This is a genomic window from Gordonia ajococcus (assembly GCF_012974285.1).
GTDB classification, from domain to species: Bacteria; Actinomycetota; Actinomycetes; order Mycobacteriales; family Mycobacteriaceae; genus Gordonia; species Gordonia amicalis.
Genome location: NZ_CP052884.1, coordinates 2,675,953 through 2,698,878, shown reverse-complemented (window position 1 = coordinate 2,698,878; position 22,926 = coordinate 2,675,953). Strand labels below are relative to the sequence as shown.

The 22,926-nt window shown below is 69.6% G+C and carries 17 protein-coding genes and 1 riboswitch; of the genes, 12 read left to right on the top strand and 5 right to left on the bottom strand.

The annotated features are described in order from the left end of the window. Positions 1-6 precede the first annotated feature (6 nt). From tatC to GAA2_RS12160, 3 genes are all read left to right on the top strand, one after another. A complete protein-coding gene (gene tatC, locus GAA2_RS12170) occupies positions 7-981 on the top strand; it encodes a twin-arginine translocase subunit TatC (protein ID WP_096274021.1) in 975 nt (324 codons plus the stop codon). After that, positions 978-3,806, top strand: coding sequence for a DEAD/DEAH box helicase (locus tag GAA2_RS12165; RefSeq protein WP_096274023.1), 2,829 nt, complete (start codon positions 978-980; stop codon positions 3,804-3,806). Before tatC ends, GAA2_RS12165 begins: the two co-directional genes overlap by 4 nt. Before the next feature lie 181 nt (positions 3,807-3,987). Continuing rightward, entirely contained in the window at positions 3,988-4,827 is an 840-nt protein-coding gene (locus GAA2_RS12160) for a DUF4333 domain-containing protein (RefSeq protein WP_096274026.1), read from the top strand. Positions 4,828-4,894: 67 nt separating this feature from the next. Here the strand turns inward: GAA2_RS12160 and GAA2_RS12155 are convergent, their stop codons facing one another. Then, positions 4,895-5,842 (bottom strand): 5'-3' exonuclease, encoded by a 948-nt coding sequence (locus tag GAA2_RS12155; protein ID WP_096274959.1) that lies wholly within the window; start codon positions 5,840-5,842, stop codon positions 4,895-4,897. A gap of 84 nt (positions 5,843-5,926) precedes the next feature. On the opposite strand from GAA2_RS12155, the gene GAA2_RS12150 reads away from it, so the two are divergent. Further along, positions 5,927-7,084, top strand: coding sequence for a M24 family metallopeptidase (locus GAA2_RS12150; protein WP_096274028.1), 1,158 nt, complete (start codon positions 5,927-5,929; stop codon positions 7,082-7,084). 554 nt (positions 7,085-7,638) lie between these two features. Here GAA2_RS12150 and GAA2_RS12145 read toward each other — a convergent pair. Next, entirely contained in the window at positions 7,639-8,040 is a 402-nt protein-coding gene (locus GAA2_RS12145; RefSeq protein WP_024498050.1) for a pyridoxamine 5'-phosphate oxidase family protein, read from the bottom strand. A 64-nt stretch (positions 8,041-8,104) separates the two neighbouring features. On the opposite strand from GAA2_RS12145, the gene GAA2_RS12140 reads away from it, so the two are divergent. The 4 genes from GAA2_RS12140 to GAA2_RS12125 are packed head-to-tail and all read left to right on the top strand — an operon-like array spanning position 8,105 to position 11,635. Further along, positions 8,105-8,872: an SDR family NAD(P)-dependent oxidoreductase gene (locus tag GAA2_RS12140; protein ID WP_024498049.1), complete on the top strand. Its 768-nt coding sequence runs from the start codon at positions 8,105-8,107 to the stop codon at positions 8,870-8,872. Further along, positions 8,869-10,125 (top strand): bifunctional cobalt-precorrin-7 (C(5))-methyltransferase/cobalt-precorrin-6B (C(15))-methyltransferase, encoded by a 1,257-nt coding sequence (locus GAA2_RS12135; protein WP_024498048.1) that lies wholly within the window; start codon positions 8,869-8,871, stop codon positions 10,123-10,125. The genes GAA2_RS12140 and GAA2_RS12135 overlap by 4 nt, the downstream gene beginning before the upstream one ends. Continuing rightward, positions 10,122-10,895: a precorrin-4 C(11)-methyltransferase gene (gene cobM, locus GAA2_RS12130; protein ID WP_024498047.1), complete on the top strand. Its 774-nt coding sequence runs from the start codon at positions 10,122-10,124 to the stop codon at positions 10,893-10,895. The genes GAA2_RS12135 and cobM overlap by 4 nt, the downstream gene beginning before the upstream one ends. Further along, the gene (locus GAA2_RS12125; RefSeq protein WP_024498046.1) at positions 10,892-11,635 is read left to right on the top strand and encodes a cobalt-precorrin-6A reductase; all 744 of its coding nucleotides are present in this window, start codon (positions 10,892-10,894) and stop codon (positions 11,633-11,635) included. Before cobM ends, GAA2_RS12125 begins: the two co-directional genes overlap by 4 nt. Here the strand turns inward: GAA2_RS12125 and GAA2_RS12120 are convergent. Genes GAA2_RS12120 through GAA2_RS12110 form a run of 3 tightly spaced genes read right to left on the bottom strand, consistent with a single transcriptional unit; the run spans position 11,588 to position 15,013 of the window. Beyond that, positions 11,588-13,183: a precorrin-2 C(20)-methyltransferase gene (locus GAA2_RS12120; RefSeq protein WP_024498045.1), complete on the bottom strand. Its 1,596-nt coding sequence runs from the start codon at positions 13,181-13,183 to the stop codon at positions 11,588-11,590. The genes GAA2_RS12125 and GAA2_RS12120 overlap by 48 nt on opposite strands. 2 nt (positions 13,184-13,185) lie before the next feature. After that, complete coding sequence (locus GAA2_RS12115) at positions 13,186-13,809, bottom strand: precorrin-8X methylmutase (RefSeq protein WP_024498044.1); 624 nt, start codon at positions 13,807-13,809, stop codon at positions 13,186-13,188. A gap of 13 nt (positions 13,810-13,822) precedes the next feature. Continuing rightward, positions 13,823-15,013 carry a nitrite/sulfite reductase gene (locus GAA2_RS12110; RefSeq protein ID WP_191834370.1) on the bottom strand — a complete coding sequence of 397 codons (1,191 nt, stop codon included), beginning with the start codon at positions 15,011-15,013 and terminating at the stop codon, positions 13,823-13,825. A 78-nt stretch (positions 15,014-15,091) separates the two neighbouring features. Next, a riboswitch (cobalamin riboswitch) is annotated at positions 15,092-15,165 on the top strand. Between the two features lie 53 nt (positions 15,166-15,218). Between GAA2_RS12110 and cobN the strand changes: the two genes are divergently transcribed. The 4 genes from cobN to lnt all read left to right on the top strand — a co-directional run bounded on the left by cobN (position 15,219) and on the right by lnt (position 22,926). Further along, on the top strand, positions 15,219-18,911 hold the full coding sequence (gene cobN, locus GAA2_RS12105; protein WP_024498042.1) for a cobaltochelatase subunit CobN: 3,693 nt from the start codon (positions 15,219-15,221) through the stop codon (positions 18,909-18,911). Between the two features lie 103 nt (positions 18,912-19,014). Continuing rightward, positions 19,015-19,539: an FxsA family protein gene (locus tag GAA2_RS12100; RefSeq protein WP_024498041.1), complete on the top strand. Its 525-nt coding sequence runs from the start codon at positions 19,015-19,017 to the stop codon at positions 19,537-19,539. Between the two features lie 64 nt (positions 19,540-19,603). Next, complete coding sequence (locus GAA2_RS12095) at positions 19,604-21,244, top strand: amidohydrolase (protein WP_024498040.1); 1,641 nt, start codon at positions 19,604-19,606, stop codon at positions 21,242-21,244. Further along, positions 21,241-22,926: an apolipoprotein N-acyltransferase gene (gene lnt / locus GAA2_RS12090; protein ID WP_024498039.1), complete on the top strand. Its 1,686-nt coding sequence runs from the start codon at positions 21,241-21,243 to the stop codon at positions 22,924-22,926. The genes GAA2_RS12095 and lnt overlap by 4 nt, the downstream gene beginning before the upstream one ends.

Genomic DNA, 22,926 nt, shown 5'->3' with positions numbered 1-22,926 from the left:
ATCCGAGTGCGCATTCCCTTCGACCCCCGCAAACGCAAACGCAAACTCAATCCCGACGGCACGATGTCGTTGGTCGAGCACCTCTATGAGTTGCGTACGCGTGTGGTCATCTCGCTGCTGGCGATCGTGGCCACCACCATCGTCGGCTTCATCTGGTACAGCCACGGCTTCCTGGGTGTTCCGTCGCTCGGCGACATGCTGCGCGGGCCCTACTGTGACCTGCCGCCCTCGTCGCGAGCGACCCTGACCGCCGACGACTCGTGCAGGCTCCTCGCGACCGGTCCGTTCGATCAGTTCATGCTTCGGCTCAAGGTCGCGCTCACCGCCGGCATCGTCCTTGCCTGCCCCGTGTGGATCTACCAGGTCTGGCAGTTCATCACGCCCGGTCTCCACGACAACGAACGCCGCTACGGACTCGTTTTCGTCACCCTGGCGACGACTCTCTTCGTCGCCGGCGCCGTGCTGGCCTATCTGGTGGTCGCCAAGGCGTTCCACTTCCTGCTGACGGTCGGCAACGAGGTCCAGGTCACCGCCCTGGCGGGTGATCAGTACTTCGGCTTCATGATCAATGTGCTCGTCATCTTCGGCGTGAGCTTCGAGTTGCCGTTGCTGATCGTGGCGCTCAACGGCGTGGGAGTCCTCACCTACGCCCGGCTGAAGCAGTGGCGCCGTGGACTCATCTTCGCCGTCTTCGTCTTCGCGGCGGTGGTGACCCCGGGCCAGGATCCGTTCACCATGCTCGCGCTGGCAGTGGCGCTGACGGTGTTGATGGAGTTCGCGATCCAGTTCGCCCGCATCGTCGACCGGCGTCGTGGCAAGCGGGCACCGACATGGGCCGGACTCTCCGACGACGAGGCGAGCCCCCTGCCGCCGACCCGCCCGGTCTCGCCGCCGTCGCCGGTCGCGACCTCGGCCGCCGGAAACCCGAACGCCACTCGCACGTCGACACGGGCACACGAGACATTCGACGACGTCCTGTGAGTCAACTCGACGCGTTCACGTCGCGGCTGGAATTCGGACTCGACCCCTTCCAACGGCGGGCCTGCGAGGCTCTCGAAGCCGGGCACGGTGTTCTCGTCTGTGCGCCGACCGGTGCCGGTAAGACGATCGTCGGCGAATTCGCGGTCCATCTCGCGCTCGCCGGGGGCACCAAGTGCTTCTACACCACCCCGATCAAGGCGCTGAGCAATCAGAAGTACGCCGACCTCGCCGCGGTGCACGGGCACGAGTCGGTCGGTCTGCTCACCGGTGACAGTTCCATCAACCCCGACGCGCCGATCGTCGTGATGACGACCGAGGTCGTGCGGAACATGATCTACGCCGAATCCCGCGCCCTCGACGGCCTCTCGCATGTGGTGATGGACGAGGTGCACTTTCTCGCCGACCGCTTCCGCGGTGCGGTCTGGGAAGAGGTGATCCTGCACCTCGAACCGTCCGTGCGCGTGGTGAGCCTGTCCGCGACCGTCAGCAACGCCGAGGAGTTCGGCGACTGGATCCAGACGGTCCGCGGCGACACCTCCGTCATCGTCGACGAGCACCGGCCGGTCCCGCTGTCGCAGCACATGCTGGTCGGACAGCGGATGTTCGACCTCTTCGACCCGGCCGACCGCGATCCGGCGGATCGCAAGGGATCGCGTCCGCGGGTGAACCCGGAGCTCAAACGGCACATCCGCCATCGCATCCTGCTCGCCGACGACGAACGGGAATCGTCCCGGGGCCGAGGTCGCCGAGGCGGCGGGGGAGTCCCACGCCGCCGTGACGGACGAGGTCCGCTGCTCTCACGGCCCAACCTCGTCGCCCGTCTCGACCGTGAGGGGCTGCTGCCCGCGATCGGGTTCATCTTCTCCCGGGCGGGCTGCGATGCCGCTCTGGCGCAGTGCTTGCGGTCGGGTATCGCGCTGCTGACTCCCGAGGAGGTCGCCGAGGTCGACGCCGTCGTCGACCGGCGCCTCACCGAACTCTCACCGAGCGATGCCGACGTGCTGGGTGTCCAGGAGTGGCGCGAGGGTCTCCGGCGCGGCCTCGCATCGCACCACGCCGGAATGCTCCCGACCTTCCGGCACGCGGTCGAAGAACTCTTCGTCCGCGGACTCGTGCGCATGGTTTTCGCCACGGAGACACTGGCGCTCGGGATCAACATGCCGGCCCGGTCCGTTGTCCTCGAACGGCTCGTCAAATACAACGGGGAGTCGCACGTCGACCTCACCCCCGGCGAGTTCACCCAGCTGACCGGCCGCGCCGGACGCCGCGGGATCGACATCGAGGGTCATGCCGTCGTGGTGTGGACACCCGAAGTCGTCCCCGAGGAGGTCGCCGGTCTCGCGGGTGCCCGCACCTTCCCGCTGCGCAGCTCGTTCTCGCCCGAGTACAACATGGCGGTCAATCTGCTCGGCCGTCTCGGTCTCGACGGTGCCCGCGAACTCCTGCACCGGTCGTTCGCCCAGTTCCAGGCCGACCGATCGGTGGTCGGACAGGCCCGCAAGCTCCACGAGTCCCAACGCGCACTGCGCAAACTCGACGGCGAGTTGGCCCGCGCCGCGGAGGCACGAGGTCTGGAACCCGGCGGAGCGGACGCCACCGGCGAGCCTGCGGTGGGCGACTCCGAGGCGTATGCGGGGTTCCTCGGTTATGTCACGCTTCGCGAGGACATCCGTCGCCGCGAGCGAGACCTGAAGTACCGCAGGCGGATCGACACCGAGGACACGATCGTCGCCGATCTCGCCGCTCTCAAACGCGGCCACGTCATCGGCGTACCGGTCGGACGCCACCGCGGTCTCGCGGTGATCGTCGAACCGGCCACGCAGGCGGCCGATCCCAAGCCGCTGGTGGTCACCGAGGATGCCTGGTGCGGGCGGATCGGGCTGCGTGACTTCGTCAATCCGCCGGAGGTCCTCGGCAACATGCGGTTACCGAAGAACGCCGACCGCCGGACGGGTCGCGGACGCCGTGACCTCGCGTCGGCGTTGCGGTCCACCGGGATCGAGATGCCCCGCGGTCGATCGAAGAAGCGTGCCGACGCCGCCGACGACACCGAACTGGCCCAGATGCGTCGCGCTCTGCGTGCCCATCCCGCGCACCAGATCCCGAACGGCGACGAGCTGTTCCGCCTCGCCGAGAAACGCAACCGTCTGCTCCGCGACATCGTCAACGCCGAGCGCAGCATCGGCGAACGCACCTCGACACTCGGGGTCACCTTCGATCACATCGTCGGGGTCCTCAGCGAGCTCGGGTACCTCGAACGCGCTCGCGAGGCGTCCGAATCGACCGGGCACACCATGCGGGTGACCGACTCGGGCAAACTGCTGGCCCGCATCTACAGCGAGAGCGATCTCGTGGTGACCGAGTGCATCCGTGCCGGCGTCTGGGATGACCTGTCACCCGCCGACCTGGCCGCGGTCGTCGCGGCCCTGGTCTACGAGAGCCGCCGCGACAGCTACGGCGGTGTGGATGCCCTCCCGGGTAGCACCTCGCTGCGTACGGCGATCGCCGCGACCGTCGACATCTGGTCGAAGGTGACTGCGGTCGAGTCGCGTCACCGCGTCAGTCCCACCCGGGAACCGGACACCGGTTTCTCGCTGGCGGTGGCGACGTGGGCGTCGGGCCGCACGCTCAGCGAAGCCCTTCTCCTCGCGGGCGAACGGGGCCAACTGCTCTCGCCGGGCGACTTCGTCCGGTGGAACCGCCAGGTCATCGACCTTCTTGAACAGATCCGGCTCTGCGTCGGAACGGATACTCGTCTCGGTGGGACCGCGCGGTCCGCGGTCCGGGCGATCCGCCGGGGTGTGGTGGCAGCGGAGCTCGGCTGAGCCCGTCGGTCCACCAGACGACGCCCGGGAGCGCCCCGTGCAAGGTTGACTGATAGTCGTCTGTGCCTGAGGTAACGTTCATCCCGCATTCGGTGTCGGGGTGCGATTTTCCGGCACTGCGCGTGACGTCACAAGTTCGCCGACGCCTCGTCGAGGTGGGTGGCCCAGTGGGAGGGGACTCATGACCGACCCGTACAACCCGAATCCGTCCCAACCCCAGCAGGGTCAGCCCGATGCCGGTGACAAGACCGAGATCGTGAACACAGGCGGTTCCCCTCAGGGTGGTTCGCAGGCCGACCCCACGACGATGGCGCCCAACCCCGGCTACGGTCAGCCCACGGATCCATACCAGCCTGATCCCTACCAGGCGAATCCCTACCAGCAGAACCCTTACCAGCAGCCGCCGGGTTACGGCGCCGGAGGTCAGGCACCCGGCCAGCCGCCTCACAACCAGCCGACGCAGGTCGGGTACCCGGGCGCACAGCCCGGCCAGTACGGCCAACCGGGCGGTCAGCCCGGATACGGCGGCCCGGCGCAGTACGGACAGCAGCCCTACGGCCAGCCCGACGCCGGTCAATACGGTGCGCCGGGCCAGTACGGGCAGCAACCGTACGGCCAGCCGCAGCAGGCCCCCGGTCTCTACGGCCAGAACCAGGTCGGCGGACCCGACCAGTTCAGCGGTATGGCGACCCCCAAGTCGAACAAGACGCTCCGGACGCTGCTGTTCGCCGGTGGCGGTGCGTTGATCGTGATCGCCGCGATCGTCCTGATCACCGCATTCGTCACACCTGGATGGGCGCCGAAGAATCTCGACCAGCAGGCGGCCCAGGACGGCGTGCAGAAGATCCTGACCGAGGACTACCAGGCCAGCGATGTCAGCAACGTGAAGTGCCCGTCCGGCCAGCGCGTCAAGGAGGGCTCGTCGTTCACCTGCTCGGTGACCGTCGGCGGGCAGGACCAGCAGGTCACCGTCACCTTCATCGACGACGAGGGTCGCTACGAGGTCTCGCGCCCCAGCTGAGCTTCTGCTGGTCGAGTAGGTTCGAGGCGCAGGCCGAGGACGGTATCGAGGCCACCGTCGGTGCAGCTCACCAGCCGAGCGCTTTCGCCAGCCGGCCCACCGACGCGCCGATGCCCAGCTCGTCGACGAGCGCGGCGAGTGCCTCGGGGTCGGCGGGCTCCGACGGCAGCCGGTCAGGTCCGCTGTCGATGGTCTCGGCGTCCGTGCGCACGAACACCACCGTGCGTGCCGCGTCGAGATAGTCGGTGGCCGCGAGCAGCGCCTTGCGTGCCCGCGTCGGAACCGTCGACGACGAATCCCGCGCGGCCGCCTGGAGCGCGTCCAGGCTGCCGAACTCGCTGATCAGTTTCGCCGCGGTCTTCTCACCGATGCCCGGCACACCGGGCAGGCCGTCCGACGCGTCGCCGCGCAGCATCGACATCTCCGCGTAGCCGATCCCGGCGCGATCGGCGGGCACGCCGTACTTCTCGCCGACCTCTGCCGGCCCCATCATCTCGGCCTTCGCCAGTCCGCGTCCCACGTAGAGCACCCGCACCGGCACCGGGTCGTCGGAGACCACCTGCAACAGGTCGCGATCACCGCTGACGACGATCACCGGATCCTGTGCCTCCTCCCAGGCCAGAGTCCCGATGACATCGTCGGCCTCGCAGCCGACCGCACCGGAGGTCGCGATCCCGGCGGCGGCGAGGACGTCCATGATCATGTCGACCTGCGGTGTCAGGGTGTCCGGGACTTCTTCGACGTCGATGGTCAGTGTTCCGGTGACATCAGTGGCGCCGTCTTCGACCGCGACCCGATGTGCCTTGTAGGTCGGGATGAGGGCGGTGCGGAACTCGGGACGCCAGTCGAGGTCGAGGCAGACGACGAGGCGCGTCGGATGTTCGCGCGTCACGAGATTCGCGATCGTGTCGATGAATCCCCGTACCGCGTTGACCGGTCGCCCGTCGGGACTGGTCATCTTCTCGGGCAGGGCGAAGAACGACCGGAACCACAGGCTCGCGCCGTCGAGCAGCATCAACGAATCCGTCACCTCCACACTTTCGCATTGACGGTGTCGCCGCGTCACCACGACCCGCGCTACCGGCGGTAGTCTTCGACCATGGCAGCCACTTCGACCACCGCCGGCTCGGCGGCCCCGCTGTGCGGTGCCCCGCTGTTCGGTTCTGACGTGTACCGCGAACGCATGCGGCGTGCCGCGGAACTCACTCGCGAAGCGGGCCTCGACGCACTGGTGGTGGCCCCCGGTCCCGACCTCCGCTACCTGGTGGGCTCGCGCGCCGAGACCTTCGAACGCCTCACCGCCCTCGTCATCCCCGCGGCCGGTGACCCCAAGCTGGTCATCGCGCGACTCGAGGTGCCGTCGCTGTCTGCTTCGGCGGTAGGGGATCTCGGCATCGAGGTCGCCGACTGGGTCGACGGCGACGATGCCCACGGCCTCGCGCTGGCCGGTCTGTCGCCGAATCCGGCCATCGCGGTGTCGGATTCGATGCCCGCTTTACACGTGATCCCGCTCGCCCGACACACCGGTGCCACACCGCAACTCGCGACTTCCGTGCTGCGCGAGCTCCGGATGACCAAGGACGACGCGGAGATCGAGGCCCTGCGTCGGGCCGGCGCGGCCATCGACCGCGTCCATGCCCGGATGGGCGAGTGGCTTCAGCCCGGACGCACCGAGCGTGAGGTCTCCGACGACATCGCGGCCGCGATCCTCGAGGAGGGGCACACCGAGGCGGCGTTCATCATCGTCGGCTCCGGCCCCAACGGAGCCGATCCCCATCACGAGTTCTCCGACCGTGTCATCGAACGTTCCGACATCGTCGTCATCGACATCGGCGGGCCGGTGGAGCCCGGCTACAACTCCGACTCCACCCGAACCTATTGCTTCGAGACGCCGGCCGCCGACATCGCCGACGCCTACGCGGCGCTCCACGAGGCACAGCGGGCCGCGGTCGCTGCCGTCCGACCCGGGGTCACCGCGGCCTCGATCGACGCGGCCGCCCGCGACCTGCTTCGCGAACGCGGTCTCGCCGACCAGTTCATCCACCGCACCGGACACGGCATCGGCCTCTCGGTTCACGAAGAGCCCTACATCGTGAACGGCAACGACATCGTGCTGCGTCGCGGCATGGCGTTCAGCGTGGAACCCGGGGTGTATTTCTCCGGCCACTGGGGTGCCCGCATCGAGGACATCGTCGTGGTCACCGAGGATGGCTGCGAATCCGTCAACAATCGCCCGCACGAGCTGGTGCAGCTGTAGGTCACGCGCTCCCGCCGCCAGTCGGCCGGCGTGCGCCTCCTCTGCCGGCTCAGACCAGGCAACCCCATGCGGGTTGAGCCGACACCGAGCGTATCGAGGCGTCGCGTCGAAATCCGTCTGCCCGCAGGCTCTGCCGACCGGTTCGGTCAGGGTGGAGGCGAGGTTTCGACGCGGTGGCTCGCTTCGCTCGCTGCCGGCTCAACCAGCGATCCCTAGCGCGCGTCCGTTGGCTGGGGCTGTGTCGGGGTTGATGAGCGGGGCTCGAGACTTTCAGACCAGGCACTCCCACGCGGGTTGAGGTGGCAGGGTTGATGAGCCCGGGCACGTAACTTTCCGACCAGGCGACCCCATGCGGGTTGAGCCGACACCGAGCGTAGCGAGGCGTCGCGTCGAAATCCGTCTGCCCGCAGGCTCTGCCGACCGGTTCGGTCAGGGTGGAGGCGAGGTTTCGACGCGGTGGCTCGCTTCGCTCGCTACCGGCTCAACCAGCGATCCCCGGCGCGCGCCTCCGCTGCTGACTGGCGGCGCCCATCTCTGCTGGCCGCGTATCGAGGTCATCCGAACAGCGAGGCCGATCCGAGCACTTTCGCCACGCTGATCTCGATGACGACGCGTCGCGGGTTCGGCTTGGGCTGCCGGTACCGCTGCGCGTAGCGCTGTTCCGCCTCGCGGACGCGTTCGGGTTCGCGGCTGACCCGCGCCGGACCCTCCAGGGTCAGCCAGCGCGGGCCGTCGACATTCGTCACCGCCGCATAGCCACCGCGTTCGACGTTGCGCACCTTCTGACTGCCGTCGAAGGTGATGACCCGTGCCAGCCCGGCTTCGGGATCCCAGGTGAAGCCCACCGCGACCGAATGCGGTGTCCCGTCGGCGCGCACCGTCGTGAGGGTGCCGAGATGGCGTTCGGTCAGGAACTCGACAGCGGCAGGGCCGACGTCGGCAGCGGTACGTGACATGGCTGCCACGCTAGCGCCGGTGGGGTGGCCGGGGCGGGCCGGGGCTGGTGCGATACTGCTGTGCATGGCGTCTGACACATCTCCGGGTTCGCTCGTCCTGTTCGGCGGACGGAGTGAGATCGGTGTGGCCACGGCGCAACGCCTGGCCGAGGGCAGGACGGTCGTGCTCGCCGCGCGCCGGCCCGACGACCTCGCCCGAGAGACCGCGCTGCTGCTCGACGCGGGCGCGACGGCCGTCCACACCGTGGCCTTCGACGCCGACGACACCGACAGTCATCCCGGCCTCATCGCCTCCCTGGTCGAGGAGTTCGGACCGATCGGGATCGCGATCATCGCGTTCGGGATTCTCGGCGATCAGGCCCGCGCGGAAGCCGATGTCGCGCATGCCCTGCAGATCGCGCACACGGATTACTACGCACACGTCAGTGTGCTGATCCCGCTCGCCGCCGCGCTGCGAGAACAGGGCTCGGGCACGATCATCGTCTTCTCCTCGGTCGCCGGAATCCGGGTGCGCCGAGCCAACTATGTGTACGGCTCCACCAAGGCCGGCCTCGACGGCTTCGCCAGTGGAATGTCGGATTCGTTGCACGGCACCGGCGTCCGAATGCTGATCGCCCGTCCCGGCTTCGTGATCGGCGCGATGACGAAGGAGCTGATGGAGTCCGGGGTGAAGCCCGCACCCATGTCGAAGACCCCCGACCAGGTCGCCGACGCGGTTGCCCGCGCGTATCGCCGGGGCCGCGGTGAGGTCTGGATCCCGGCGGCGTTGCGGCCGATCTTCTTCGGCATGCGCCTGCTGCCACGCGCGGTCTGGCGGAGACTGCCGCGATGAGATCCACACCGGCCGACTCGGCCGCAGCGCGGTTCGTCATCGTCGGCATCGGTGCCGACGGGTGGCGCGGACTGGCCGACATGTCACGCGACGAACTCCGCGGTGCCGAGGTGATCTACGGTGCACCAAGGCAACTCGCACTCCTCGACGACGGGGCGAACGAGCTCGCCGGCGCGCGGGAGCCGTGGCGGTCGCCGATGTCGGAACACCTCACCGAAGTGCTCGCGAACAGCACCGGACGCACCCACATACTGGCCAGCGGCGATCCGATGTTCCATGGCGTCGGTGCGAGCATCGTCGCCCGTGTGGGGGCCGATCGAGTGCAGGTGTTCCCGGCGGTGTCGAGCGCGAGCCTGGCATGCGCGCGTCTCGGGTGGGACCTTGCCACGACGCGGATCGTCAGTGCCGTGACCGCCGATCCCGAGGTGGTTCTCACCGAGGCCACCGGCGGAGGACGTCTCCTCGTCCTCAGCCGAGACGCCACGACCCCGGTAGCCGTGGCGGACCTCCTCGTGCACAACGGATTCGGCGCCTCGACGCTGACCGTGCTCGAACAACTCGGCGGACCGGACGAGCGCATCCGGTCCGCGTCCGCCGAATCCTGGGCGCACCCTGCCGTCGACCCGCTCAACATCGTGGCGGTCGAGTGCGTCGGACCGCGTCGCAGCCGGATGCCCGGTCGCGAGGACCACACCTACGCCCACGACGGTCAGATCACCAAGTCCACCATCCGGGCGGTCACCGTGGCGGCGCTCGAACCCGCAGGGCCGCAACTCCTCTGGGACATCGGCTCCGGGTCCGGAAGCGTGGCCATCGAATGGCTGCGCGCCGACGAGCGAGGTCGGGCGATCTCCTTCGAACAGAACGCGGACCGCGCCGAACGGCTGACGGGCAACGCGCGCCGGCACGGCGTCGGTCATCGCCTGTCGCTACGAGGCGCCGCGCCCGACGCCCTCGCCGACGCGTCGTCTCCCGATGCGGTGTTCATCGGCGGCGGCCTCGACGACGAGGTCCTGACCGCCGCTTGGAACGCACTGCGACCGTCGGGGCGGATCGTGGTGAACGCCGTCACCGTGGAGAACCAGGAGATCCTTGTCCGGTGGCACGCCGAACGCGGCGGCACCTTGCGGCGTCTGTCCGTGGAGACCGTCGCACCCCTCGGGACCATGACCACCTGGCGGCCGGCGCTGCCGATCATCCAGTGGGCCGCAACCAAAGACGACCCAGCGCAAGAAACGGGGCTCACGTCGTGACCGTCTACTTCATCGGCGCCGGACCCGGTGCGCCCGACCTCATCACGCTGCGCGGCGCGCGGTTGCTGGGAGAGTGCCGCACCTGTCTGTACGCGGGGTCGCTGGTACCCGACGAGTTGCTGGAATCGTGTCCCGGCGATGCCGTCCTCGTCGACACCGCGCGGATGCCGCTGTCCGACATCGTCGACCACATCGTCGCCGCCCACGATCGCGGACACGACGTCGCCCGCCTGCATTCCGGCGACGTGTCGATCTATTCGGCGCTGGCCGAACAGCAACGAGAACTCCGTGCCCGGGGTATTCCGTATGAGATCGTGCCAGGGGTACCGGCCTTCGCCGCGGCCGCCGCTGCGCTCGACACCGAACTGACCGTCCCGGGTGTTGGGCAGAGCCTGCTCATCACCCGCGTGTCGACGCTGTCGACCGACATGCCCGCCGGCGAGGATCTCGCACGTCTCGCCGCGACCGGCGTGACGCTCGCCCTGCATCTGGCCGCCCACCGGGCCGAGCAGATCGTCGATGCGCTGACACCGCACTACGGGCCGGAATGTCCCACGGCGACCGTCTCCTTCGCGAGCCGCCCGAACCAGCAGGTGGTGCGCTGCCCGCTGAATCGACTGCCGGAGACCCTCCAGGCCGCCGACATCCGCAAGACCGCGGTCATCTTCGTCGGCCGGGTCCTCGACGCGGCGGCACATCCCGAGGTCACCGACAGCTACCTGTACTCCCACGCCCGGATGGCCAAACTCCGCGAGACACCGCACCGATGACCGACGAACAGATCCTCATCCTCGGCGGCACCGGCGAGGCCCGGGCGCTGGCAGCGTCCCTGACCGAGGCGGGGTGGTCCGTCATCAGCTCACTCGCCGGGCGCGTCGCCGATCCGCGACTGCCGGTCGGTCCGGTCCGGATCGGCGGCTTCGGCGGTGTCGAAGGATTGCGGGAGTGGCTGCGCGGCAATGGTATTCACGCCGTCGTCGACGCCACCCACCCCTTCGCGGCCACCATCACCCGCAACGCTGCGCAGGCCGCGTCCGACCTCGGTGTGCCGCTGCTCCGCCTGCGTCGTGAACCCTGGGTCCCGACCGAATCCGACCACTGGGTACAGGTACCGGATCTCGCCGCTGCCGCCGACGAGGTACGACGCCGCGGCACGCGAGTTCTTCTGACCACGGGACGTCAGGACGTCGGCGTGTTCGCCGATGTCGATGATGTGTGGTTCCTGATCCGGGTGGTCGATCCGCCGACCTCGGAACTCCCTGCGCGCAGAGAGATCCTGCGTTCGCGCGGGCCCTACGACTACGACTCCGAACTGGCCCTGCTCCGGGAGCACCGGATCGACCTGCTCGTCACCAAGAACAGCGGCGGATCACTCACGAAGGCGAAACTCGACGCCGCCGCAACCCTGGGCATCGAGGTGATCGTCGTCGACCGGCCGACCGAACCCGACGTTCCGGCGGTCTCAGACGTCGCTGCCGCCGAGGCTTGGCTCGAGCGGCTGCTCGGCTGAAACCTGTTCCGGCTCATCGGCCGGAGTGTGCCGTCGGGGCGTGAACACCAGGGGACCCGCGGCCCGGGGCACCACCCGGGTGGCCGAGGAACCGATGAGGAGCAGTGTCCGCATGTCGACGACGTCCGGGTCGAGGTCGGCGACCGTGGTCGTGGTCAGCGTCTGCTCGGGACCGCCCACGTCGCGACCGAGGACGACGACGCGGTCGGGCGAAACCGTCTGCAGAAGAGTGTGTTTGAGGGCTCCGACCTGCCATGCCCGGCTCGCCGATCCGGGGTTGTAGATGGCGATGACCAGGTCGGCTGCCAGGGCGGCACGGATGCGACGGTCGATCACCGACCACGGCTTGAGCCGGTCGGACAGCGAGATCACCGCGAAGTCGTGGCCCAGGGGCGCCCCGACGGCAGCGGCCACCGCGGTGGCCGCTGTGACACCGGGAACAACCCGCACCGGGACGTCGTGCCACTGCGGTTCGGCGGCCACCTCGGCCACCGCGGCCGCCATCGCGAACACGCCGGGATCACCCGACGACACGACCGCCACGCGCGCACCCCGTCGGGCGAGATCGAGTGCGAACTCGGCACGTTCGGACTCGACCCGGTTGTCACTCGCGTGGACGCGCTGACCGGGTCGTGGCGTCACCCGCTTGAGATAGGTCGTATAGCCGACGAGGTCGGTGGCCGTGGCCAGTTCGGTGCGCACCTCCGGCGTGGTCCAACTGTCGTGACCGGGCCCGAGCCCGACGACCACGAGTTCGCCTGGCACCGGCTCCGCCTCGAAGCGTGGATTGTTCCGTCGTCCGGGAATCACGAGGATCGAGAAGTACGGCACCTCAGCCGGATTCACCTCTGATGCGGGAAGCACTCGCTCGACGGTGGTCGAGGCCCGTTCGACATAGAACGCCTCGTCGAGCCGTCCCGCCTCCCGCAACGCCTCTCGCACCCGTTCGAAGGTGCGGCCCAGCTTCATCACCACGACGGCGTCGGCCGACCGGAAACGGAAGAGCAGCTCCTCGGTCGTGGCCGTGCCCGGCACCACCGTGAGTGTCTCGTCGCCCTCGACGAGCGGCACGCCGGTGGCCGCCGACGCCGCGCTGACCGAGGTCACCCCGGGCACGATCTCCGCATCGAAGTGCGGCGAGAGCCGTTTGTGCATGTGCATGTAGGAGCTGTAGAAGAGCGGATCCCCCTCGGCGAGCAGGACCACGTCCCGACCGGCGCGCAGATGGACGGCCAGTCGTTCCGCGCTGTCGGCGTAGAAGTCGTCGAGCGCTCCCTGATAGCCACCGGGATGGTCGGTGGTCTCGGTGGTGACCGGGTACATGAGCCGCTCTTCGGTCTGCCCGTCGCGCAGGTACGGTTCGGCGACCGAGCGTGCGATGCTGTTGCCGTGCCGCGCACAGTGATACGCGACCACGTCGGCCGTGCTGATCACTCGCGCGGCCTTGACGGTCATCAGCTCGCTGTCGCCGGGGCCCAGACCGATTCCCCAGAGCTTGCCCTGATCGCCTGTTCGTAGCTGAGTTGTTTCGTTCACGACTGCAGGCACATTCACTCCTGGGGGGTGGCGAGCGCGTTGACGGCGGCGGCGGTGATCGCCGACCCGCCCCGGCGGCCGGTGACCGTGATGAACTCGAGGTCGGTGCGGGCGGCGAGGGCTTCGCAGGACTCCGCGGCACCGACGAAGCCGACGGGTGCGCCGACGATCGCCGCCGGGCGGGGTGCGCCCTCGTCGATCATGTCGAGCAGTGCGAACAGTGCCGTCGGGGCATTGCCGATCGCGACGACCGCGCCGTCGAGGCGAGGCAACCAGAACTGCAGGGCGGCAGCGGTTCTCGTCGTCCCCATCTCCTCGGCCAGAGCGGGAAGGGTGGGTTCGGAGAGGTGGCAGAGCACGTCGTTGTCGGCGGGCAGCCGCTTGCGGGTGATGCCGGAGGCCACCATCGACGCGTCGCAGAGGATCGGTGCCCCGGCTTCGAGCGCCCCGCGGGCCGCCCGGACGACCCCGGGGGTCGCGACGACGTCGCGCGTGAGGTCGGTCTGTCCGCAGGCGTGGATCATCCGTACGACCACGGTCGCCACGTCAGGGGCGAAGGCGGACAGATCCGACTCCTCCCGGATCGTCGCAAAGGACTGGCGATAGATCGCGGCGCCGTCGCGCAAGTACTCGGTCATGGTGCGCACGAGCCTAGCGGCGACGTCGGTCGTAACCGCCGTCGGGCGTGGCCTGCACCGACAGGTGCGGGCCGGCGGGGGAGCCACAGCGCCGCTCACAACCGACCCAGTGCTCGCGATCGCCCATCGGAAGTCCTGCCTCGACATGCACGAGCAGGTCCTCGCGCACCGGGGCCTGGGCCGATGCACAGCCGGGGGCGCCGACGCAGCAGCTGACCCTCGCCCACGGCGAGTTCGCATCGAAGATCAGTCCCATCGGCGCGAGAACCCGCACCACGGTCTCGGCGACACCCTCGCCCAGGTCGCAGATGAGGATCTCCCGGTCCGGGGTGAACACGACCGGCGACTCGACCGCGGCGATGAACTCGGCGAGACGTGCGGGCAGGCGTCCGAGTTCCACGACCGATCCGAGCAACACCGACCCGTCGTCCTGGTCGAACCAGCCGACGATCGGCTCGGTCGGGTTCGGTACGGCGTCGTCGTCGGATCCGACAACCGGTGCCAGGCTCGCCGCGACGAGCTGCTCCAGCCGGCCCCGGTCCTCGGCGCCCAGGTCACCGACGCGCCACGCGCCCGGAGCCACCTCGTTCAGGCCGGCCGCCACCCCGATCATCGCGTCGACGATCCCGTCGACGCCGTCGACGCCGTCGACGGATCCGACCGCGACCCCGCCGACCAGGATGTCGGCGACCACGGGCTCCGCCGCGCGCACCACCGCACACGCGTCGGCGCCGCGGTGCCGGATGTCACCTCGGCCGTCGTCGAACCCGAACAGGAAGCGGCCCGAGATCGAGGTCGCCGCGGGATCGGCACGCAGGGCATCGTCGAGAGCGGCGGCCAGTGGACCGGCGTCGGCGATGCCGCCGATGCGCCCGGTCAGTGGGCTCACCTCGATGTTCCGCACCTTGTCGTGTGACGAGCTGGGTGCGAGTCCGGCGGTCACCACGGCGTCGGCCACGGCGCCGACGTCGGTGATCCCGCGCAACTGGAGATTCCCGCGGGCGGTCAGCTCCAGGAACCCGTCGGCGTGGGCGGCCGACGCCTGGGCCAGGGTGGCGAGCTGATCGGACCGGATCCGGCCTCCGGGGAGCCGGATTCGGGCCAGCGCACCGTCCTGCGCCGCGTGGGTGCTGAACACGCCGGGACAGCGGTCCGTGGACTCTCGGATCGCTGTCTCGGGGGCGGGGTCCGGCGCCTCGGTCATCTCACAAGCCTACGACCGGCCCAGGTGAGGGGTTCCCCGACGGGCCGCCGTAGGCTGAGACCCAACCGCGAGCGGGCTGAAGCCGGTGAGAATCCGGCGCGGTCGCGCCACTGTGATGGGTTCCGGTGCTGCCGGGTGCCCCAGCCAGACCAGTCCCTCGCCCACACCTGACACTCCGGGCGCGACAACCCGGCGAGGAGAAACGATGATCCTGCTGCTCTCGACCTCGGACACCGATCTGCTGACCGCGGCGGCCGCGAGCGATGCGAACTCCGAGGTGAGCGTCCGCGGCGCCAATCCTTCGAGGATCCTCGTCGAGGAGATCCCGGCGCTCGCCGCAGATGCGGACCTGATCGTGGTCCGCATCCTGGGCGGTACCCGCGCCTGGGAGGAGGGACTCGCGTCGGTCGAGGCGACCGGTAAGCCGGTCGTGGTCTGTTCGGGCGAACAGCAGCCGGACCCGGACCTGATGGCGCATTCGACGGTGCCGGCCGGTGTCGTCGCCCAGGCCCACGACTATCTCGCCGCCGGCGGCGTCGCGAACATGGTCAACCTGCACCACTTCCTCTCCGACACCGTGCTCTTCACCGGTCACGGGTTCGAACCACCGCAACAGACGCCCGCCTGGGGAATCCTGGAGCGTGGCGCGATCGAAGAGGTGGCCCCCTCGCTCCCTGAGGTGCGAGGAGCGCAAGCGACGAGCCTCGAAGGGCCGACCATCGCGGTGCTCTACTACCGGGCCCAGCACCTGGCCGGCAACACCCGCTACATCGACGCCCTCTGTCGCGCCATCGAGGACCGCGGCGCCCGGCCGTTGCCGGTGTTCTGTGCGTCGTTGCGGACGGCACCCGACGACCTCATCGAGTTGCTCGGCACGGCCGACGCCCTCGTGGTCACCGTCCTGGCCGCCGGGGGAGCGACCCCGGCGACCGCGTCGGCCGGCGGCGACGACGAGGCGTGGAACATCGAACGGCTCGCGGCCCTCGACATCCCGATCCTGCAGGGCCTCTGCCTCACCGGTTCGCGCGCGGACTGGGAGGCGAGCGACGACGGTCTCTCACCGCTCGATGTCGCGACGCAGGTCGCGGTGCCGGAGTTCGACGGCCGGATCATCACGGTCCCGTTCTCCTTCAAGGAGTTCGACGACGACGGCCTGCCGTGGTACCAGCCGGATCCCGAACGCTGTGCCCGGGTGGCGGGTATCGCGGTGTCGCACGCACGGCTGCGCCGGATTCCCGTCGCGGACAAGCGTATCGCCATCATGCTGTCGGCGTACCCGACGAAGCACGCCCGCATCGGCAACGCCGTCGGCCTCGACACCCCGCGCAGCCTGCTCCGGCTTCTCGCCGCGCTGCGTGCGGCCGGCTACGACCTCGGACCGGAATCGGGTCCGGATGCGATACCCGGCCTGGCCGAAGACGATTCGGATGCGCTGATCCACGAGATCATCGCCACCGGCGGACAGGACCCGGACTGGCTGACCGAGGAGACCCTCGCCGCCAATCCGATCCGGCTGCCCGCAGCGGAGTACCGCGCGTGGTTCGACACGCTGCCGGAGGACCTGCGCGGCGCGGTCGTCGAACACTGGGGTGCGGCGCCGGGCGAGCTGTTCGTCGACCGGTCGGCCAACCCTGACGGCGACATCGTCGTCGCCGCACTGACTTTCGGCAACATCGCCATCATGGTGCAGCCGCCGCGCGGTTTCGGAGAGAATCCGGTCGCGATCTACCACGATCCGGATCTGCCCCCGTCGCATCACTATCTGGCGTCGTATCGGTGGATCGCCGCCCAGCAGTCCGACGGACACCTGGCCGGTTTCGGAGCCGACGCGATCGTGCACGTCGGCAAACACGGCAACCTCGAATGGTTGCCGGGCAAGAACCTCGGCATGTCGGCCAACTGCGGAACCGACGCCGCGCTCGGCGACCTCCCGCTCATCTACCCGTTCCTCGTCAACGACCCGGGGGAGGGGACTCAGGCCAAGCGTCGAGCCCACGCGGTGCTCGTCGACCATCTGATCCCGCCGATGGCGCGTGCCGAGTCCTACGGCGACATCGCCCGGCTCGAACAGCTGCTCGACGAACACGCGAACATCTCCGCCCTCGACCCGGCGAAGCTGCCCGCGATCCGCCAGCAGATCTGGACGCTGCTCACCGCCGCGAAGATGGACCACGACCTCGGGCTCACCGAACGTCCCGACGAAGAGGTCTTCGACGACATGCTGCTGCATGTCGACGGCTGGCTGTGCGAGATCAAGGACGTCCAGATCCGCGACGGTCTGCACGTTCTCGGCGAGGCGCCGCGCGACGACGCCGAGGTCGACCTCGTCCTGGCGATGCTGCGCGCCCGGCAGCTGTGGGGCGGCACGTCCGCGCTCCCCGGACTCCGTGAGGCGCTCGGCCTGGTCGAGGACGGGACCGCCGAACGCGGGACCGTGGATGCCGTCGAGGCGCAGGCCCGCGATCTCGTCGCCGCGTGCGCGAAGGACGACTGGTCGCCGGCCGCCGTCGCCGAGGCCACCGCCGGACTGCCCGACGCGGTCGGTGACGTCCTGCGATTCGCGGCCACCGAGGTGGTTCCTCGCCTGCGGCAGACCACCGGCGAGGTGCCTCGCGTACTGCACGCCCTCGACGGCGGCTTCATCCCCGCCGGCCCCAGCGGATCCCCGCTGCGCGGACTGATCAACGTCCTGCCGACCGGCCGCAACTTCTACTCGGTCGACCCGAAGGCCGTGCCCTCGCGGCTGGCGTGGGAGACCGGCCGCGCGATGGCCGACTCGCTGCTGGAGCGCTACGTCGCCGACCACGGTCATCACCCGGCGTCGGTCGGGCTGTCGGTGTGGGGGACGAGTGCGATGCGTACGTCCGGCGACGACGTCGCCGAGGTCCTCGCCCTGCTCGGCGTGATGCCGGTCTGGGATGAGATGTCGCGCCGCGTCGTCGATCTCGAACCGATCGACCTCGCCGAACTCGGGCGCCCGCGCATCGATGTCACCGTCCGCATCTCCGGGTTCTTCCGGGACGCCTTCCCTCATGTGGTGGCGATGCTCGACGACGCGGTCGCGCTTGCCGCTGCCGCCGATGAACCCGACGAGCAGAACTTCGTCGCCGCCCACGTCCGTGCGTCGATGGCCGAACACGGCGACCGTCGTCGCGCCGTCACCCGCGTCTTCGGCTCCAAGCCCGGAACGTACGGTGCCGGAATCCTGCAACTCATCGATTCCCGCGACTGGCGCAGCGACGAGGACCTGGCGCGCGTGTACACGGAGTGGGGCGGCTATGCCTACGGTCGCGGTCTCGACGGTGTGCCCGCGGTCGACGACATGCGCGCCGCCTACAGACGGATCGCGGTGGCCGCCAAGAACACCGACACCCGTGAGCACGACATCGCCGACTCCGACGACTACTTCCAGTATCACGGCGGCATGGTCGCGACCGTGCGCGCGCTGACCGGTACCTCGCCGGAGGCCTACATCGGCGACAGCACCCGGCCCGATTCGGTGCGCACCCGCACGCTGTCCGAGGAGACCGCCCGCGTCTTCCGGGCCCGCGTCGTCAATCCGCGCTGGATCTCGGCGATGCAGCGCCACGGATACAAGGGCGCCTTCGAGATGGCCGCGACCGTCGACTATCTCTTCGGCTACGACGCCACCACCGACGTCGTCGCCGACTGGATGTACGAGAAACTCACCGAGTCCTACGTCCTGGACGAGACCAACCAGGAATTCATGCAGCAGTCCAACCCCTGGGCGCTGCACGGGATCGCCGAACGGCTGCTCGAGGCCGTCGAACGGGACATGTGGCGCGAACCACCCCCCGAACTCCTCGACGCGCTGCGCAACGTCTACCTGCAGACCGAGGGTGACATCGAGGCCCGGGGCGAGACGCCTGCTGGTTGAGCCTCTCGACCCTTCGGGAGAAAAATCGCCGCCTCGTTCGTTACACCGCCAGACCCTGACACCGAGGGTGCCCACAAGGCACCGAAAGACAGGTGAGACGACCATGGCACTCCGCTACTTCGCCGTGTATGCGCTGCTGGAGATCGCCGCCTTCGTGGCGATGGCGGTGACACTCGGGTTCGGCTGGGCGGTGCTGATCAGTATCGCGGCCGGCGTCCTCGGGTTCCTGACGCTGCGCTGGCAGGGCCGCAAGGTCTTCGGCGAGCTCCGGCGGGCGGCCAACAACGAGGTGGACGCCCGGGCCCCGCTCGCCGACACCGCCCTGGTCGCCACGTCGACGATCCTGCTGGTCGTCCCCGGGGTCGTGTCGACCGTCGCAGGCATCCTGCTGCTGTTCCCGCCGACCCGCAAGGTGATGCGTCCGGTCGTGGTGGCCGTGGGAGCGCGGCGGATGGCCACGGCGATGGACCGCGCGGGCCTGTACGCCACCGGCATCTACGGCGGCGGAATCCGCGGAGGTGGCGCGACCGTCGTCGATGGCACGGTTGTCGAGTCGGACACGCCCGAAACAGGCTTCGGCGCGGCATCTCCACAGATGACCACCCCGCAGCTCCCACCCACTCGTTGACCTGGGACCGTCCGCCCTACCCCTCTCGGCCACATTCACTCACGGCAAGGCAGACTGAACGATCGTGGCAACCCAACTGCTTCTCGGCGGTGCCGTGTACTCGGCGGCCGCCCCCGACGCGACCGCGATGGCCATCACCGATGGGGTGGTGGTGTGGGTCGGGACCGATGACGTCGGCCGTGCGCTCCATCCGGATGCGGAGACCGTCGACCTGAACGGGCTGTTCGTCAGCCCGGGTTTCGTCGACTCGCACGTGCATCTCACCTCGACGGGGCTCTCGCTCGACGGTCTCACCCTGAACGAGGCGACCAGCCGGACGCATTGCCTGCGGCTCGTCGAGAAGACCGTTGCCGACGATGCGGCGGCTGGCCACGACGAGGGTGACCTCCTGTGGGGTCTCGGTTGGGACGACTCGACCTGGGCGGGTCCCGAACCCGAGGACGGCCGGTTCCCGACGACCAGCGAACTCGACGCCGCGGTCGGTGGGCGCCCGGTGTACCTGGCTCGCGTCGACGAACACTCTGCCGTTGCTTCCACAGCCCTGCGTCGTCTCGTCCCGGAACTCGCGGACGCCGTCGGCTATCACCCGGAGGAACCGCTCGTCGCTGAGGCGCATCATCTCGTCCGGGGCGCGGCCCGCCTCCTGGTGACGGCCGCCCATCGGGAGCGTGCGCAGCGTCGCGCGCTCGACGTCGCCGCGGCTCACGGCGTCGTCGCCGTCCACGAGAACGGCGGACCCGACATCAGCGGCCTGGACGACTTCCTCGCCCTCGCCGACCTCGACCATCCCGTCGAGATCCGCCGTTACTGGGGACAGGCCGTCACCGACGCCGACCACGCGGCCGAGCTGCTGGCCATCACCCGCGCCGACGCACTCGGTGGCGACCTCTTCATCGACGGCGCGATCGGCTCGCACACCGCCTGGCTCAACGAGCCCTACACCGACGATCCGAGCACCAGCGGCATCAGCTACCTCGACGCCGGCACGATTCGCGATCACCTCCGGGGTTGCACGCTCGCCGGTATCCAGTCCGGCTTCCACGTCATCGGCGACGCCGCCACCGGTGCCGTCGTCGCCGCGCTCACCGAACTCGCCGACGAGCTGGGCACCCCGGCGCTCGCCCGCTGCGCCCATCGGCTCGAGCACGCTGAGATGGTCACCGCCCGCGACGCGGAGGTCCTCGCGCGCTGCGGCGTCATCGCCAGCATGCAGCCGCATTTCGACGCCGAATGGGGCGGCGAGGGCGACCTCTACGACGCCCGGCTCGGCAAGGCCCGCGCCGCCACTCTCAACGACTTTGCCATGCTTGCGAAAACCGGTGTGGCGCTGTCGTTCTCCTCGGACGCACCGGTGACGCCCATCGACCCCTGGTCGACGATTCGGGCCGCCGTCCACCACCACCAGCCGACCAACGCGATCTCGGCCCGCGGCGCCTTCGCGGCGGCGACCCGCGGTGGGTGGCGTGCCGGCGGCATCAACGACGGTCTCACCGGCACCCTGACCCCTGGCGCACCGGCGAGCTATGCGGTGTGGGAGGTCGACGACCTCGTCGTCGCGGGCTCCCACGAGAAGGTGCAGCGCTGGTCCACCGACCCGCGGTCCCGCGTGCCCGCGCTACCGGACGTCTCGCCGGGCGCCGAGCTGCCGCGGTGCGTGCGGACCGTGCATCGCGGACAGGTTCTCTACGACCGGGACGCCGGGTGAACGCCGCAGACACGGCAACGCTTCGCGAGGAGAGACCGGCACGGGGCCGCCGCTTCACCCGCACCTGGGACTGGAGTCTCCGGACCCTGGCCGCGATCGTCGCCGGCGTGGCGATGTGGGCGGCCTTCCCGCCCCGCAACTGGTGGTTCCTCGCGGTCATCGCACTCGGCGTGCTCTTCACCGCGCTCTACGTGCGCCGCCCCCGGGTACGTACCGGGGCGTGGATCGGCTTCGTCTTCGGACTCGCCTTCTTCATCCCGCTGCTGCCGTGGATCGGGGTCTACGTCGGCCCCTTGCCGTGGATCGCGTTGTCGGTGGTGCTGTCCGGATACCTGGCCCTGTTCGGCGCGATCGCGACCCTGACCATGCGACTGCCGGTCCCACCGGTCTGGTTCACCCTCTCCTGGGTGCTGATCGAGGCTCTGCGCTCGGCCTTTCCGTTCGGCGGGTTCCCGTGGGGGAGAGCCGCCTTCAGTCAGGTGGACGGGCCGCTGCTGCCGCTGGCCTCGGTACTCGGCGCACCCGGGCTCTCCGCCGGGGTCGCGCTGTTCGGTGCGGCGGTCGCCTGGCTGCTGACCATCCTCGCCTCCGCGTATCGCCGGTCCGCCCGGTCTGCGGCCGCACCGCTCGGCGGTGACCAGTCCTCGGGGATCGTGCGCGTCGCGACCCTCGCGGTCGCCATCGCGTTGCTCGCACCGGTGGCGGCGATCGCTCTGACACCGGCCACCATCGATCGCACCATCTCGCCGAAGTCCGTGCACATCGGGGCGGTCCAGGGCAACGTGCCGCGCCTCGGTCTGGACTTCAACGCGCAGCGCCGCGCCGTGCTCGACAACCACGTACGCACCACCATGGGCTACGCCGAGGCCATCGACGCCGGCCTCGCCGCCCATCCGGATTTCGTGCTGTGGCCGGAGAACGCATCGGACATCTCGCCGCTCGACAACGAGGACGCCGCCGCCGAGATCACCGCCGCCTCCGAGGCGGTCCGTGCGCCGATCCTCGTCGGCACGCTGCTGCGCAACTCCGACGGCCGTCCCACGAACTCGGTGCTCGTCTGGGACGAGGCGAGGGGGCCGGTCGACCGCTACGACAAGCACATCGTGCAGCCGTTCGGCGAATACCTGCCCTGGCGACCGTTCTTCCGTCTCTTCTCGTCGTATGCGGACATGGCCGGCAACTTCAAGCCCGGCAGCGGCCCGACGGTGGTGGACGTGCCCGGTCGCTCGGGTGAGGTCACCGTGGGCGTGGCCACCTGCTGGGAGGTCGCCTTCGACCGCGCCGCCCGGCAGTCGATCCGCGACGGCGCGCAGATGCTCTACGTCCCGACCAACAATGCGACGTTCGGCCGCACCGAGATGACCTATCAGCAGCTGGCCATGTCGCAGGTTCGTGCCGTCGAGCACGGACGTGCCGTGGTCGTCGCCGCGACCAGCGGTGTGAGCGCGATCATCGACGCCGACGGCTCGATCACCGAGCAGTCCGGCGTCTTCGCCTCGGACGTGCTGACCAGCACCCTGCCGCTGCACGACGACACCACTCTCGCGACCCGCCTCGGGGTGTGGCCGCAGGCACTCGCGATCGTCGTGGCCATGGGCGGCCTTTTGTTTGCACTGGCCTCGCGTACTAGGTTCACACTCAAGCCACGCAGGGACGCCGCACGGGTGTCCGGTGACATTTAA

Bases quoted from the DNA above. Each gene is read 5' to 3' on its own strand.
- GAA2_RS12100 (WP_024498041.1), top strand. From the start codon at position 19,015: ATGGCACTCCGCTACTTCGCCGTGTATGCGCTGCTGGAGATCGCCGCC.
- GAA2_RS12115 (WP_024498044.1), bottom strand. From the start codon at position 13,809: ATGACCGAGTACTTGCGCGACGGCGCCGCGATCTATCGCCAGTCCTTT.
- GAA2_RS12125 (WP_024498046.1), top strand. From the start codon at position 10,892: ATGACCGACGAACAGATCCTCATCCTCGGCGGCACCGGCGAGGCCCGG.
- GAA2_RS12140 (WP_024498049.1), top strand. From the start codon at position 8,105: ATGGCGTCTGACACATCTCCGGGTTCGCTCGTCCTGTTCGGCGGACGG.
- GAA2_RS12150 (WP_096274028.1), top strand. From the start codon at position 5,927: ATGGCAGCCACTTCGACCACCGCCGGCTCGGCGGCCCCGCTGTGCGGT.
- GAA2_RS12155 (WP_096274959.1), bottom strand. From the start codon at position 5,842: ATGCTGCTCGACGGCGCGAGCCTGTGGTTCCGGTCGTTCTTCGCCCTG.
- GAA2_RS12110 (WP_191834370.1), bottom strand. From the start codon at position 15,013: ATGACCGAGGCGCCGGACCCCGCCCCCGAGACAGCGATCCGAGAGTCC.
- cobN (WP_024498042.1), top strand. From the start codon at position 15,219: ATGATCCTGCTGCTCTCGACCTCGGACACCGATCTGCTGACCGCGGCG.
- GAA2_RS12160 (WP_096274026.1), top strand. From the start codon at position 3,988: ATGACCGACCCGTACAACCCGAATCCGTCCCAACCCCAGCAGGGTCAG.
- GAA2_RS12135 (WP_024498048.1), top strand. From the start codon at position 8,869: ATGAGATCCACACCGGCCGACTCGGCCGCAGCGCGGTTCGTCATCGTC.
- GAA2_RS12145 (WP_024498050.1), bottom strand. From the start codon at position 8,040: ATGTCACGTACCGCTGCCGACGTCGGCCCTGCCGCTGTCGAGTTCCTG.